Annotated in this window: 11 protein-coding genes; 6 read left to right on the forward strand and 5 right to left on the reverse strand. The window is 62.4% G+C overall.

Features of this window, described 5'->3' with window-relative positions; all coding sequences use genetic code 11:
• The first annotated feature begins 24 nt into the window (after nt 1-24).
• Both CGL56_RS08700 and arfB read left to right on the forward strand, forming a co-directional pair.
• Nucleotides 25-720 carry a metallophosphoesterase family protein gene (locus tag CGL56_RS08700; RefSeq protein WP_167641576.1) on the forward strand — a complete coding sequence of 232 codons (696 nt, stop codon included), beginning with the start codon at nt 25-27 and terminating at the stop codon, nt 718-720.
• Nucleotides 717-1,118 carry an alternative ribosome rescue aminoacyl-tRNA hydrolase ArfB gene (gene arfB, locus CGL56_RS08705; RefSeq protein ID WP_099106155.1) on the forward strand — a complete coding sequence of 134 codons (402 nt, stop codon included), beginning with the start codon at nt 717-719 and terminating at the stop codon, nt 1,116-1,118. The genes CGL56_RS08700 and arfB overlap by 4 nt, the downstream gene beginning before the upstream one ends.
• A gap of 17 nt (nt 1,119-1,135) precedes the next feature.
• On the opposite strand, the gene CGL56_RS08710 is transcribed toward arfB, so the two are convergent.
• The 3 genes from CGL56_RS08710 to CGL56_RS08720 all read right to left on the reverse strand — a co-directional run bounded on the left by CGL56_RS08710 (nt 1,136) and on the right by CGL56_RS08720 (nt 6,931).
• Nucleotides 1,136-2,047: a transcription antitermination protein NusB gene (locus CGL56_RS08710; RefSeq protein WP_099106156.1), complete on the reverse strand. Its 912-nt coding sequence runs from the start codon at nt 2,045-2,047 to the stop codon at nt 1,136-1,138.
• A gap of 74 nt (nt 2,048-2,121) precedes the next feature.
• On the reverse strand, nt 2,122-3,492 hold the full coding sequence (locus CGL56_RS08715) for a DoxX family protein (RefSeq protein ID WP_099106157.1): 1,371 nt from the start codon (nt 3,490-3,492) through the stop codon (nt 2,122-2,124).
• A gap of 13 nt (nt 3,493-3,505) precedes the next feature.
• Nucleotides 3,506-6,931, reverse strand: coding sequence for a DEAD/DEAH box helicase (locus CGL56_RS08720; RefSeq protein WP_099106158.1), 3,426 nt, complete (start codon nt 6,929-6,931; stop codon nt 3,506-3,508).
• Nucleotides 6,932-7,016: 85 nt separating this feature from the next.
• On the opposite strand from CGL56_RS08720, the gene CGL56_RS08725 reads away from it, so the two are divergent.
• From CGL56_RS08725 to CGL56_RS08735, 3 genes are all read left to right on the forward strand, one after another.
• The gene (locus CGL56_RS08725; protein WP_099106159.1) at nt 7,017-8,009 is read left to right on the forward strand and encodes an NAD(P)H-dependent flavin oxidoreductase; all 993 of its coding nucleotides are present in this window, start codon (nt 7,017-7,019) and stop codon (nt 8,007-8,009) included.
• A gap of 68 nt (nt 8,010-8,077) precedes the next feature.
• On the forward strand, nt 8,078-8,821 hold the full coding sequence (locus CGL56_RS08730; RefSeq protein WP_099106160.1) for an enoyl-CoA hydratase-related protein: 744 nt from the start codon (nt 8,078-8,080) through the stop codon (nt 8,819-8,821).
• Nucleotides 8,822-8,951: 130 nt separating this feature from the next.
• Nucleotides 8,952-9,683, forward strand: coding sequence for a S24 family peptidase (locus CGL56_RS08735; RefSeq protein ID WP_099106161.1), 732 nt, complete (start codon nt 8,952-8,954; stop codon nt 9,681-9,683).
• 158 nt (nt 9,684-9,841) lie between these two features.
• Here CGL56_RS08735 and CGL56_RS08740 read toward each other — a convergent pair whose 3' ends face one another.
• A complete protein-coding gene (locus CGL56_RS08740; RefSeq protein ID WP_099106162.1) occupies nt 9,842-12,229 on the reverse strand; it encodes a glycoside hydrolase family 3 N-terminal domain-containing protein in 2,388 nt (795 codons plus the stop codon).
• Nucleotides 12,230-12,289: 60 nt separating this feature from the next.
• Complete coding sequence (locus CGL56_RS08745; RefSeq protein ID WP_099106163.1) at nt 12,290-12,781, reverse strand: DUF6495 family protein; 492 nt, start codon at nt 12,779-12,781, stop codon at nt 12,290-12,292.
• A gap of 77 nt (nt 12,782-12,858) precedes the next feature.
• Here CGL56_RS08745 and CGL56_RS08750 point away from each other — a divergent pair, with 77 nt between their 5' ends.
• A complete protein-coding gene (locus tag CGL56_RS08750) occupies nt 12,859-13,716 on the forward strand; it encodes a TerC family protein (protein ID WP_099106164.1) in 858 nt (285 codons plus the stop codon).
• Nucleotides 13,717-13,822: the final 106 nt, after the last annotated feature.

The following is a 13,822-nucleotide window of genomic DNA, read 5'->3' on the forward strand; positions in this document are numbered from 1 at the left end:
TTTTGGCCCTCCCTAAAGAACCCGATGCCCCGCAGAGTAGCCATTTCCGATATTCACGGCTGTGCCCGCACCTTTGAGGCGCTGCTGGACCGGATCAGTCTCGGCACCACCGACGACCTGTACCTCCTGGGCGATTTCGTGGACCGCGGGCCGCGCAGCGCCCAGGTGCTGGATATGATTTTGCGCCTCCAGGCGGAGGGCTACCGCATCCACCCCCTGCGCGGGAATCACGACCAGTATATGCTCGACGCCATTCTGGTGGGGGACAAGCGGTCGCGCGCATCCTGGCGAAACGCCGGAGCGGCCTCCACCAAATCGAGCTACATCCAGCCCGGTAACCCCGAAGGGCGCATCGATCCCCAGCACATCGCCTGGCTGAACCAGCTGCCCTATTACTACCTGCTGGACGATTACATCCTGGTCCACGCCGGACTCAACTTCCGCCGCAAGAACCCCCTGAAGGGGAAAAAGGCGATGCTGAACCGCCGCAACTGGTACCGCCACATCGACTACGACTGGCTGGGCGACCGCAAGATCGTCCACGGTCATACCCCCCTGACCCGCCAACAGGTCGAGGCCCAGGCCCACCCCCGGCGGCGGGCGTATCCGGTCTTCGACATCGACGCCGGATGTTTCCACACCAAGCCCGGCATGGGCCACCTCTGCGCCCTCAACCTTGACGACCGTACCTTTACCTTCGTACCCAATCTGGACCGATGAACTGGGAGGTAATTGAACGGGAGCTGGAAATGCGCACTTCCCGTTCCAGCGGGGCCGGCGGCCAGCACGTCAACAAGACGGAAAGCCGGGTGGAACTGCTGCTGGACGTAGAGGCTAGCCAGGGACTGAGTCGCCGGGAACGCGACAACATCCGCTTCCACCTGGGGAACCGCCTCGACGGCCGGGGCAGGCTGTCGGTCACGGATCAGAGCGACCGCTCCCAGCACACCAACCGCAAGCGCGCCCTCGAGGACCTGAAGCGGTTGCTGGAGCGCGGTATCCGCAATCCCCCGAAGAAACGCAAGGCCGGCTCCTTTAAAGCCAACAGCCGCAAGCGGCTGGAGCGGAAGAAGCGGCGGGGGGAAATCAAGGCCGGCCGGGGGAAGATCGATTACTGAACGTAGGGGGCGCCAGGCTAGCGCACCAGGCCTTCCTCACGCAGTTCCTTCAGTAGCTTGTCGAGCACGCCATTGAGGAAGTCCTTGCTCTTGTCGGTGCTGTACAGCTTCGAGATGTCCAGGTACTCATTCAGGGTGACCTGGGGCGGAATGTTGTCGAACTCCAGGAATTCCGCGATGGCCATCTTGAGGAGGATCATGTCGATGATGGCTACCCGCTCGGCGTCCCAGTTCTGGAGTACCGACTTGATACGGGTAAGCAACTGGTCGTTGGCGTCCACTACGAAGGTGAGGAGTACCTCGCCGAATTCGCTGACGGACTCCGAGGTCGACTCGTACTCCTGGTAGAAGTCATCGCCGGCCGGCAGGGCCTTGATGGTCTTTTTCATGGCGCCCACCACGAGGCTCTTGTCTTCGGTCCAGAGGGGGAAGTGGTCCTCCACCATGGTCAGGAAGAGTTCCTCTCCCTGCAGCCACTTGTAGAGGGCGAGCAGCACCTTGGTGGTGTCGGCGGGGGAGGGCTCCTCCTGGGCCGCGTAGGCGGCGTAGGCCTCGGTGCCCAGGAAGTCGCGGTAGAGTTGCTTGATCTGATCGGCGTCGATCAGGGTTCGGGTATTGTAGCGGTCGTAAAGCCGGCTGAGTTCCTTGTTGTTGCTGAGGGACTGCACGGCCGGATTTGTGGCCAGGGTGGCGCGGAAGGCCTTGTCCTCGGCGCTGGGGCGGAACTTGGCGTTCCGGGTAGCCAGGTCCTGTTTGGCGTACTCGCAGCAGCGCTGAAGGATCAGCAGGTTTTGCAGGTACAGCTCGAAGGAGCGCTTCACCATCAGGGTGTAGTGGCTGCGGATCGCGCGGAGGTCATGGCGTTCCTGCCGCTGGGCGGCGTAAAGGACCTGCATGATCTTGATGCGAACGTTGCGGCGACTCAGCATATCGGTTTCCGGTTTTCAAAGCGCAGCGGGCGGAACTGCCCCCTTCGCCCCGCAAAGCAACGAAAAAAGCCGGACTACTGCCGGGAAGCGGCCAAAATATCCTGTTCGGCGATCTCTTCGAAGGCGGGAAGGCGGGCGTGGTGCCACTTGTTGACGATCACGCCCTGCTTCATCAAAACCACGCCGGGGTTGGAACGGATGATGGTTTTGAGCAGGATGTCATCGCCCCGGTAGAAGGGATAATCGGCCCCGATGGTACGGCGGAAATCCTCGAGGTAGGCGTCGTCGGCGAATTTGGTCATGGCCATTACGGTGTGCCCGGCATCCTGCGCCTGCCGCACGACGGGCTGAATTTTCTCCTGCCAGGGCTCGAGGTAGTCCTCATCCCAGTTGCCGGGCTCCCCCTTGAGGGAGTAGGCCACTACGATAAAGGTGTAGTCGGGGTTGGCCAGCAGTTCCGGAACGATGTCGTTGCCGTCGGCGTCGCTCACCTCGAAGTCGCTGATCTTGGTGGCCTCGATGGCGGGCTCGGAGGAGAAGGTCTCGTACGCCCAGTCGGACTCCGGGTAGTCCTGGTAGACTTTCAGGAACTCGTCGGTAGACATTTCCACCACCCGGCCATCAGCCTTGTTGGTCAGTACATATCCCAGAACGGAAACGCTGGCGGCGGCTTCGGCCTCGGCTTGCTTTACGGTGGCCACGTCGGTGCCGATCCGGAAGGGGCGGAAGTCGTGGACCGGCAGGTCCCACACGTAGTTGCTCAGGCTGAAGAAGAGGGCCGCGGCTCCGGTAACCGCCACTACGACGCCCCGGGTAGCCGAAGTGAAGAGTTGGTGCAAGCGGGAAGGCGCGAAGAGGAAGATCAGGGCGGGCACCAGCAGGGCTACGTCCTTGAGGAAGCTTACCCGTGGCTCCAGCTTGAGGAAATCGCCGAAGCAGCCGCAGTCGGTGACCTTCATATTCGTTTCGGCGTATTCGCCCCACTCCCCGAAAGCAAAGAAATTGGTCCCGGAGGGTACATAGCCCGTGAGGTAGGTGAAGCCCGTCAGCACGGTGAAAAAGGCCACGATGACGAAAAACAGCCAGGCAGTAAGCCGCGGGAGTGCCCCCACGATCAGCATCACGCCCAGCATGATCTCCAGCACAATCATGAAGACCGAGAAGCTTTCCGAAAAGCTGCTCAGCCAGGGGAAGAGCGGTACCAGAAAGTCAGCCCCGGCACCGGAAGCCGTGGAGGCAAACTCGGCAAAGTACTGCTCCATTTTATAGGCCGTACCCAGGGGGTCGATCGCCTTGACGTAACCCGAGAACACGAACAGGGCTCCCGTGAAGTTCTGCAACAGGCTCATGCCGAGGTTGCGCGTAGCCTTCAGGTAAACGTGGGTAAGTACCGTAAGCGACAGGGCGGCGATGCCGATGTAGAGCAGAAGGGTGGTGAGCGTCATGTGGGGTAGAATTCTACGGTAAGGTACAACTGGTATCCGGTGAGGTTGAAACGTGCTCCAGCAGCTTTGCGTATATCTCGTTCTGCCGCAGCACGTCCGGGCAGCCCACCAGCACGAGGTGCTCCCGCGCCCGGGTCATTGCCACGTTCAGTTTGCGGTCTACTCCCTCGCTGCTGACCTGCGACATGCGGTCCAGCTGGAGCGACTCATTGGCGCACAAGGACATCAGGATGATCCGCTTGGCGCTGCCCTGGTAGCGCTCCACGGTGTCCACCGTGAAGTGGTCCGCAGCGTGGCCGGCCGCCGTGAGTTCGCGGCGGATGTAGGCGATCTGGGCGCGGTAGGGAGTGATGACGCCGATGTCGCCGGGGCGGACCGGGTTGGCGGTGGTGGAGTAGAGTTCAGTAAACGCCTCCACCAGCTGCACGATCATCCGGGCTTCGTGGCGGTTCACCTTGGGGTCAGCCGAACGGCGGTCGGCTTCCGTGGCGATGAAGACCAGTCGGCGGGTGGCCAGCTGCCGGTGGAGGGGAGTGCCGCGGTCCGCCAGGAGGAGGGGGGCGAGTTGGCGAGTACGCTGGCTCACCGAAAGCGGCAGGATCTCCAGGTCCCCACCGTAGAAATGGAGCGCCGGGAAGCACATGATTTCCTGGTGCATCCGCCCCTGGTGGCGAAGCTGGTCGTAGGCCCACGTCCAGCCGGCGGAAATGGCCTTGAGGTAAAGCCGTTCAAAGAGACTGGTGCTCAAGTCATTGAGGCCGAGGTCCTGAAGGAAGGGATCGTTCACTTTGACTTCCCTTTCCCCCTGTTGCACCACGGCGGGCAACTGGCGGTGGTCGCCGATTAGGAGGCTGCGGGGCGCCCGCGTCAGCAGGGTGCCGAGCAGGGGCTCCAGGATCTGGCTGGCTTCGTCGACCACGATGCGGTCGAAGCTCTTGAGGTGAAAGAGCTCATTCTTCCCCCCGACACTGGCCACGGTGCCCACCACGATCCGCGTGCGGTGGATCAGGGCTTTCAGTTCCTTGCGCTGCTGTATGCCTTCACTGCGCACCTGCAGCAGGCGGTCCGTATAGGCTTCGCTGGTGCCCAGCCGGCTGCCGATGCGGAGGTAGTCGCGGAAGGGCTCCCCGGCGGCCGTGCGAATCTTCTCGATACTTTCACAGATCTCGTCGACGGCCCGGTTGGTGTAGGCCACCAGCAGCACGTTCTCTTCGGTATGCGTCAGCAGGTAGCGAACCAGGTGGTGCAGCATCATGCTCGTCTTCCCGGTGCCGGGAGGGCCCCACAGCAGGAAGTAGTCCGGTGCGGTCACCACCTTCCTGAGGATGCGGTCCTGCTCCTCGGTGAGCTCGTCGGAAACCCGACCGGGCAGGGGAGTGGCTTTTCCCGGGGGGGTGAGGCCCAGCCACCGCCCGCGGAAGTCTGGAGTAGCGGCGGCCCACAGGTAAAGGCCCAGGTAGAGATTCTTGAAGCTGCTGTCCAGCACGTCCTTCTCGATCGCCCAGTAGGAGGCCCGGCGGAAGGCGTGGTCGTTCAGTTGGGGGTTGCGCGGACGCAGGTGCAGGGTTTCCTTGGTGACGTCAATGATGGTGGACTTGAAGACCTGGGAGCGCACCGCATCACCGGGTTGGGCCGCCGGAGCGCTGGTGCCGTATAACGCCACGATATCCCCCTGGCGGAACTTCACGAGATAGTCGTGGTCGGCGGGCCGGTCCAGGGTGAGGATGTTGTCGCCCACGTCGTAAGCGGCGAAGCGCAGCCCGTCCAGCAACTCGAAGCGCTCGATCTTGTCTTCCCGCTCGTCCAGCCACAGGCTGGCCAGTCCGTTGACGTGGTCGGTCTTCTGCTCGCCGATCTTTGCCAGCCGTTGTTCCCGGGCCACGAAGCCCATGAAAGCACCCAGGTAGCGCCGTTCCAGGTCGCTCAGGGCCCCGTAGGTGGCCAGAACCGTACGGTGATCGTCCTCGGAGAAGCGACTCAGTCCCTTGATGCGGTCGGGCGACAGCCGGGCGAAGAGGGTGTCGGTTTGGGCCCGCAGGTCGGTTACCCGCCCCGCCGCGTCGGCTTGGCCCAGTTGGGCGATGAGCATTTCGAGGGCTACGAGCTGATTGCGGGCGGCCAGGGCGGCCATCTGGTGGGTGAACTGCGGCGGGGCGTAGCGCACCGGATTGTCGTAGTCGACGCTGTACAGGATGTAGGAGCGCACGTTGGCCCCCTTGCCCAGGGCGCGATTGATCATCAGATCGTAGAGGACGGTCTGGATGAAGTTGTCGCTGCGGATGCCGTGGACATTGGGCCGGTGGATCTTGCTGGTCTTGAGTTCGACGATTGAGGTAAGTGCCTCCAGGGTGTCCCGCTGGGACTGCAGCAAATCCAGGCGCCCCTGCAGCCCGTAGGCGGGGGAGAGGAAGGTGGGTTCCAGCAGCACCTTCTCCCGGTCGATGTCCAGTTCCCCCAGCAGCTCGCGTACGAACCGTTGTACGGTGGAAAAGTGGTGCTTCAGGTCGTTAACCAGTTCACGGACCTCACGGTCACTGAAGGTGCACAGCTCCAGAGGCTGCTGAGCGAACATGGTCGCCATGACGGTTTTAAAATCGCTGTCGGGCTGCTGGATGAGCGCGTCGAGGAAGGCGTTGACGATGTTACCCCGTACCAGGGGCGGTTTCTTTTCAAAGGGCAGCAGGCGGCCGGGGAGGGCCGACCAGGGCTGGGGTGCCCCCCCGCCACTGAAGCAGTAGGCCACGTCGGTGACGTTCACCAGGTAGTCGGGCTCGATAACGATCTGGCTGGGGTAGAGACGGTTGTCGTCCCTCAGCTGGGCGTTGATCAGGTTGAGGGTCAGGTGGGGGCCACTCACTTTCTCCAGGATGCGGGCCGCGTCGGCCACCGGAGAGTCAGCCAGCTCGGCGTCCCCATAGGGAATGACGTGGGTGATCTCGGGGCGCTTCTCCTCCCGCACGGTAAGCAACTGCCGTTCCGCATCGATGGCGGTACCCACCACCCGCAGCAAATAGTAACGCTGCTTTACTTCCGGCTGCCGGTAGGGTGGGAAGGGACGGCGGTCGTACTCGAGCAGGTCTTCCGGAATGGGGGCGGCAAACAGGGCCCGCACCAGGGAGACGGCCACCTTCAGGCCCCGGTCGAGGCGGTCGGCCCATTCCTCCTCCGTCAGTTCGCTGGTGTCAGCGCGGCGGAACTGCCGCTCCTGGTAGGTGAGCTCCCGCGACAGGCCAAATTTGTGGGCAGCGTAGGAAATACGGGCGTAGCGGGTGCTGAAATGGAGGTTGTCCGCCTCGGTGGCCCGCTCGAAGGCCTCCTGGAGGAGGCGGCGCAGCAGTTCACTCCGTTCCCGCGCCGGGGCATCGGACGGTTCCGCCACCTGCCGGATGCGGCGGTAGAAATAGGCGCTGAACGCCTGGTCGCGGGGGGAGGTACTCATGGTGGCAAGATAGAACGTCCGCGGGCATCCACGCCGTAGGATGGAGGTATTCCACCCAAAAGCGAAAATTCGCTAAATTGGCGACATGAAGAACCGCCAGGAAATTTTAGCCGGCCTCCACCTTGACATTCCGGTGGTGGTTTCCCCCATGTTTATCGTCTCCCAGCAGCAACTGGTGCTGGAAAGCTGCAAGCACGGCACCCTGGGTACTTTCCCGGCCCTCAACAACCGCACCACGGAAGGCTTTGAGCAATGGGTGGTAGAGATCAAGGAGGAGTTGGCGGCGGAAGAACGGCGGCGTGGAAAGCCCCTGCCTCCCTTCGGCGTGAACCTCATCGTCCATAAGACGAATCCCCGCGTCCAGGCCGATCTCGAGGTGATCGTGCGCCAGCAGGTACCGGTGGTCATCACCAGCCTCGGGGCGGCAAAGGAAGTGGTGGACGCGGTCCACAGTTACGGCGGACTCGTATTCCACGACGTGACCAACACCTACCACGCCCAGAAGGCGATCGACGCCGGAGTAGACGGGCTCATTCTCGTCTGTGCCGGGGCCGGGGGGCACGCGGGTACCCTGAACCCCATCCCCTTCGTAACCGAGATTAGGGGGATGTTCGACGGCATTATCCTGCTCGCGGGCGGACTCAGCACGGGGCGCGACATCGCCACCGCCCTGCAGATGGGGGCCGACCTGGCCTATATGGGCACCCGCTTCATCAGCACCCGGGAAGCCGTGGCCGACCAGGCCTATAAGGATATGATCGTGGAGGCGGGTACCCGCGACATTGTATACACCGCCTCCGTATCCGGCATTCCCGCCAACTGGATGGCCGCGAGCCTGGAGGCCGCCGGCATCACCCGGGAGATGTGGGACCAGAAGGGCAAGGCCGACTTCGGTGCCGAGCACGAGGCTAAAGCCTGGAAGAACCTGTGGAGCGCCGGACAGGGAGTGGCCACCATCCAGGATACACTGCCGGCGGGAGCGCTCATCAGCCGACTGAAAGAGGAGTTGAACGAGGCGATCGCGGAGCAAGCCCGCCTCCTCAACAAGTTTCCGGCCTCACCACCGGCCACCGAATAGGGCAGGGCCTCACCCCGTCGAAGAGGCACCCGCGTCCCCGACTCCGAAAAGCCGCCTATCTTCCCCGAATGATCTACCGAGCGGAAAACGGCATTGCCCACCTGACCTTTGACCGGTCCGACCGCGCCAATGCCCTGGACCTGCCCGCCTGGCACGCCATGCGGGAAGCTTTCGAACGGGCGGGAGCGGACGAATCCGTTCGCGTCATCATTCTCCGCGGGGCCGGCAAGCACTTTTGCGCCGGTATGGACCTGAGCGTCCTCCAGGATATGCAGGCCCGCTTCCGGGGCGACCCCACTACGGTGCGGGAGCAGGTGAGGGAATTCATCACCGACCTTCAGGACTGCATCAACGCCATCGAGCGCTGCCCCCAGCCCGTGATCGCCGCGGTACAGGGGGGCTGCATCGGGGGTGGGGTAGACATCATCACCGCCTGCGACCTGCGCTATTGCGTGAAGTCGGCCTCCTTCTCCGTCAAGGAAGTGGACCTGGGCATCGTAGCCGACCTTGGCACCCTGCAACGATTGCCTTACCTGGTCAATCCCGGCATCGCCGCCGAACTGGCGTACACGGGTCGCACCTTCCAGGGGGAGGAAGCCGCGCAGATCGGCCTGGTCAATGAAGCCCTGTCGAATGAAGGGCAGCTCGAATACCGCGTGGGTATCGTAGCTGACGCCATCGCCGCCAAGCCCGCCCGCATCATCGCGGGCATCAAACGCAGCTTGCTGCAGCAGCGCGGTCGTATCCTCTCGGAAAGCCTGCCCTTCGTGGCCAACCTGAGCGCGACCCTGATCGCCGGACTGGACCGATAATCGTCCCATTCCAACAAATTCACCTCCCCGGATCGGGAATTCCCTGTAATTATTTCAGAAAACTTGTTGAAAACTTGCGCGACTGTTTGAAAATGTTTTAATTTGAGCTTAAATAAACTGATACTGAATTATGATAACCGAAGATCGCCGCGAATTGAACGATCGGTTCCGGGAAGTCTTCCAGATTCTGGAGGACCGCGGGGAGATCATCAAGAACGACCGCAACGGTCGGGGCCTGGGTGATTTCGCCAAGCGCATCCTGCACAATCGTTCCTATGGACACATCATCCGGGCGTACCTCAATCCCGACGACAAGCGCTGCATCAACTACGAGCAGGCCCGTCGCGTCTGCACCGAGTACGGCGTAAACCAGGAATACCTGCTGGAAGGCCACGGCACTCCCTTCGGTATGGATCTGCCCAAGGTAGCCGACATCAGCGGGGTAGACGTCAAGCAAAACATACTGTTCACCTCCGTGGAGGCGTTCGCGGGCGCCAGTGTTGACGGCGACAGCTTCCTGCGCGAAGAAGCCCAGTTCTTTTCCCTGCCCGACCTGTTCGGCGACGGATTCGTAGCCTTCCCCATCAACGGCAATTCCATGGAGCCGGTCATCAACGACGGCGACGTGGTCATCTGCCGGCAGATCGCCGGGGTGCACGAAATCAAGGAAAACAAGATCTACGCCGTCCGCTCCAAGGGCAGCCTGTGGGTGAAGTACGTGCAGCCCATCAAGGACAGCAAGGGACGTATCCACTCCCTGAAACTCATCTCGGCCAACTACCTGGAGCATGACCCCTGGGTAGAGGACGTCGACAAGAATACCCGCCTCTACGAGGTACAGAAGCGCATCAGCGACCTCTAGACTGTACCTCTACCGATACCGGTAAACTATCACGCGCAAGCGGTGGTCCGGCCGTACGGCGCCGGGTCACCGCTTTGTCGTTTATGGACTATCTGCTGTTTTTTGTTTTGCACACCGGCCCGGCGGAAGCCGGGCCGGTGACTTAACCCCCCCTCCGCTCAGCGCGCCTGGCTGACGACGGTCAGGGTTACCGACTTCAGGTCCTGGAGGCGGCTGCTGTTGCCGGTCATCAGCTTGAAGGTGCCGGGTTCGACGGCGTACTCCAGGTCGGCATTCAGAAAACTGAGCTGTTCAAAGCCGATCTCAAAGGTGATCGACCGGGTTTCGCCGGGCAGCAGGCGTACTTTCTGGAAGCCTTTTAGCTCCCGGACCGGCCGGGTCACGGTGCTAAAGTCATCGCGGATGTACAGTTGCACGACTTCCTTGGCGGCCACCCGACCGGTATTGGTCACGTCCACGGTAACGGTGGTATTGCCATCCACCGGAATGAGGTCGTCGCCCAGCCTGGGCTCGCTGAAGGCAAAGGTGGTGTAGCTCAGCCCGTAACCGAAGGGGTAGAGGGCATTGACGTCCTCGAAAAGGTAGCCGCGGCGGGCGGTGGGTTTGTGGTTGTAATAGGCAGGCACGTGACCGGCCGACCGGGGGATGCTGATGGGGAGTTTGCCACTTGGCGCCACCACCCCGTGGAGGATGTCGGCCACACTGTGCCCCGTTTCCTGTCCCAAATAGAAGCACTGAAAGACGGCCGCGGACTTCTCCGCCAGGTTGCTGATGTTGAGGGGGCGACCACCGAATACCAGTCCAATCATGGGAATGTCCAGTTCAGCCAGGGCGTCGATAAGTTCATTCTGGGTACCCAGCATTTCCAGCGAAGGGCGGTCGCCCAGGTGGCTTTCGGCCCAGGCTTCCCGGCTCGTGAGTTCATTGCCGCCAACGGCCAGCACGATTACGTCGGCTTGCCGGGCAATCCGTACCGCCTGCTCGATCCGGGCCCGGTCGTCGGCCACGCTGACCGCCACCACCGGATCCTTGTACCAGCTGCCGGGTTCCGTTACCCGGGTGCCCTCGGCGTAGACCACCGTGCTTCCGTGGGCCGCGGCGTAGGCTTCCAGCCCCTGGCGGACGGTCACGAAGTGGTGGGGTTCCCCGGTGTATCCTCCGTGTAGTTCCCGGTCGGCGTTCGGGCCGATGACGGCGATGGTAAGGTCATCCCCCAGCGGAAGGATACCCTCGTTCTTCAGCAGGATCATGGCTTCCGACCCGGCCTGCCGCACCAGGGTGTCGTCAGCGGAGGTATTTGCCAGGGCGCCGTTCGGATCGGTATAGGGGTTCTCGAACAGTCCGCGGTCGAATTTCTGCCGCAGTACCCGCTCCACGGCCCGGTGGAGGATGGCTTCGTCAAGTTCTCCGGAGTTGACGGCGGCGACCAGATAGGGGAAGGCCTTGGCGTCGGGCAGTTCCACGTCGATCCCGCTGCGGATGGCCCGGATGGCGGCCGCCTCGAGGTCGGGGGCCACGGCGTGGCGGGTAGAGAGTTCTTCCACCCCGTAGTAATCGGAAACCACCACGCCACGGTAGCCCCACTGTCCGCGCAGCAGGTCGTTGAGCATCCAGTTGTTCGCGTGGCTGGGCACACCGTCTACCTCGTTATAGCTAGCCATGATGTTGCGCACGTTGCCGTAGAGGACGATGTGGCGGAAAGGGTAGAGGAAGACCTCCCGCAGGGTACGTTCGCTGAGGTGGGCCGGCGCGATGTTGTTCCCGCCTTCGGGCTCCCCGTGGCCGGCCATGTGTTTCAGGGTAGCGTATACCTCCCCGGGATCCCATTTGTCGTTGTCGCCCTGGAAACCGAGCACCGCCTGCAGGCCCATTTCCGCGGTCAGGTAGGGATCTTCACCGAAGGTTTCTTCCACCCGGCCCCAGCGGGGGTCACGAGCGATGTCCACCACCGGACTCAGCACCACGTGGGTGCCCCGGCTGGCGGCCTGCCGGGCTGCGGTGGCGTAGAGGCGGCGGGTGAGGCTGCGGTTCCAGGTGGCGGCCACGGAGATGGGCTGCCCCCAGCTGGTGGCGTCCTTGGCGGCCAGTCCGTGGAGGCTTTCCTCGTGCATCAGGGCGGGAATGCCCAGGCGGGTTTCCTCTACCAGGAAGCGTTGGATGGCGTTTGCGTAGGCTACCTGCTGGGCGGGCGTCCGGCCGGGTTCCCCGTTGCCCCGGGCTTCCCCCGGGCGGGCCACGTGGCCGATGCCGTGGGGCATTACCGCGCGGGCTTTCTCCGGGTCAAAGGAATAGTCGTCGGTTTCCATCCGGTGCTTGTCCGACCAGACCGAGAGGAGCTGGGCCACCTTTTCTTCGGTCGTCATGCGACCAATCAGGTCAGCGATGCGGTCGTCGATGGGCTGACTGACGTCCTTGTAGATGGCGGTTTCCGTATTGGACCGGGGCTTGTCCGCAGCGGCGGTCGACGGGGCGGAATCGCTGTCGGCCGACCGGTCACAGCCAACGAACAGCAAGGCGGTCAGAAGAAAAGCGAGGCGGAAGACCATGGTCGGCGATTTCGGGAGGATGGATAAGGTAACAACTTTACCCGTAGCGTCGGTTGGCGGCTAGCTCAGCCCGTCGAGCAGCTGGAATAGCTGCCCGTCGTCGATGAGGGCCCCTTCCTCCATCCGCAGGAAGATGTCCTGGTCGCGGCCGATGGGTAGGTAGGCCCGCTCCGCGGAGTAGATCTTGGGCCGGGCCCCGTCGGCCTGCAGCTGGCGGAAGATTTCCTCCGGGGGGGTGTCGGGGTTGGTGAGGTCCACGCTGGTCTCCCCACTGATCAGCAGCCCCCGCATCTCTATCTTGTCCGGTCCGGTGCGGTAGGTACGCAGGTCGTGGGGCTTGCGCTGTACGAGGTATTCCACCCGTTCGATCACCCCGGAAAAAACGATCTGGCTGAACTGAAGAATGAGTGCGTCGGCCCGCTGAGGGTCGTTGGCTTTGATCTTCACCCAGCTGTCGGCGTCGATCCCGTTGACGCTGAGGAACTTCACGAATTGCCCTTTGACCTCCTCCAGTTCATCGCGCCGCAGCCGCCGAAATTTTGTTTCCTTCATAGCCACCACAAACAAATGCAACAGGCCGTAGTTTTGCCCTAGTGGGCTAATTCCGCCCCCAACAGACTTTAGAACCTATGTTTGAAATTCCCGATTTTGGCAGCGGAGCCGTGTGGCTTTCCCTGCTCACCCTGACCTTTTTGGAGATCGTTCTCGGCATCGACAACATCATTTTCATTTCCATCGCGAGCGGTAAACTGAAGTCCGAGGAGGACCGCAAGAAAGCCACCAACATCGGATTAATCCTGGCCATGGCGCTGCGCATCGTCCTGCTGTTCGGGGTGTCGTGGCTGGTTTCCCTCAACAATCCCTGGTTCGAATTCGACTGGGGGTGGGCCAGCGGCGGATTTACCGGTCAGAGCCTCATCCTGCTGGCCGGCGGGATATTCCTTTTGTACAAATCGACCTCCGAAATCCACCACAAGCTGGAAGGGGACGAGCACGTTGAGGGCGACCCGGGCACGCCATCCGTGGGGGCGAGCCTGCGATCGGTCATCATCCAGATCACCATCATCAACATCGTATTCTCTTTCGACTCCATCCTGACGGCCGTAGGCATGACCAACGGACTGGTGGGGGCCCTCATCGTCATGATTATCGCCGTCGTGGCTTCCGTAGGGGTGATGATGGCTTTCGCGGTTCCCGTGGGCAACTTCGTCAACCGCAACCCCACCATCCAGATGCTGGGGCTGGCCTTCCTGATCCTCATCGGCTTCATGCTCATCGTGGAAGGTGCACACCTGGGCGACCTCGTGGTGTTCGAGAACCACATCGGTACGGTGCCCAAGGGCTACCTCTACTTCGCCATCGCTTTCTCCCTGCTGGTGGAGTTCCTCAACATGCGTATCCGGCCCAAGTCGCCGGCCAAGCAGGTAAAGCTCAATACCTACGCCCAGGAGGCGGCCAACAAGGCGGAGTACGCGCGTATGGACTAGGCGCTGCCCGCGGGTGCCGGGAAACCGGTAAAACGCCAAAGAGAAACGGCCGGTCGCAATGCTGCGACCGGCCGTTCCTAATAATACGTTCGGGGGTAGGCCCTTT

Source organism: Neolewinella marina, assembly GCF_002631205.1.
GTDB classification, from domain to species: Bacteria; Bacteroidota; Bacteroidia; order Chitinophagales; family Saprospiraceae; genus Neolewinella; species Neolewinella marina.

Bases quoted from the DNA above. Each gene is read 5' to 3' on its own strand.
- CGL56_RS08700 (WP_167641576.1), top strand. From the start codon at position 25: ATGCCCCGCAGAGTAGCCATTTCCGATATTCACGGCTGTGCCCGCACC.
- arfB (WP_099106155.1), top strand. From the start codon at position 717: ATGAACTGGGAGGTAATTGAACGGGAGCTGGAAATGCGCACTTCCCGT.
- CGL56_RS08710 (WP_099106156.1), bottom strand. From the start codon at position 2,047: ATGCTGAGTCGCCGCAACGTTCGCATCAAGATCATGCAGGTCCTTTAC.
- CGL56_RS08715 (WP_099106157.1), bottom strand. From the start codon at position 3,492: ATGACGCTCACCACCCTTCTGCTCTACATCGGCATCGCCGCCCTGTCG.
- CGL56_RS08720 (WP_099106158.1), bottom strand. From the start codon at position 6,931: ATGAGTACCTCCCCCCGCGACCAGGCGTTCAGCGCCTATTTCTACCGC.
- CGL56_RS08725 (WP_099106159.1), top strand. From the start codon at position 7,017: ATGAAGAACCGCCAGGAAATTTTAGCCGGCCTCCACCTTGACATTCCG.
- CGL56_RS08730 (WP_099106160.1), top strand. From the start codon at position 8,078: ATGATCTACCGAGCGGAAAACGGCATTGCCCACCTGACCTTTGACCGG.
- CGL56_RS08735 (WP_099106161.1), top strand. From the start codon at position 8,952: ATGATAACCGAAGATCGCCGCGAATTGAACGATCGGTTCCGGGAAGTC.
- CGL56_RS08740 (WP_099106162.1), bottom strand. From the start codon at position 12,229: ATGGTCTTCCGCCTCGCTTTTCTTCTGACCGCCTTGCTGTTCGTTGGC.
- CGL56_RS08745 (WP_099106163.1), bottom strand. From the start codon at position 12,781: ATGAAGGAAACAAAATTTCGGCGGCTGCGGCGCGATGAACTGGAGGAG.
- CGL56_RS08750 (WP_099106164.1), top strand. From the start codon at position 12,859: ATGTTTGAAATTCCCGATTTTGGCAGCGGAGCCGTGTGGCTTTCCCTG.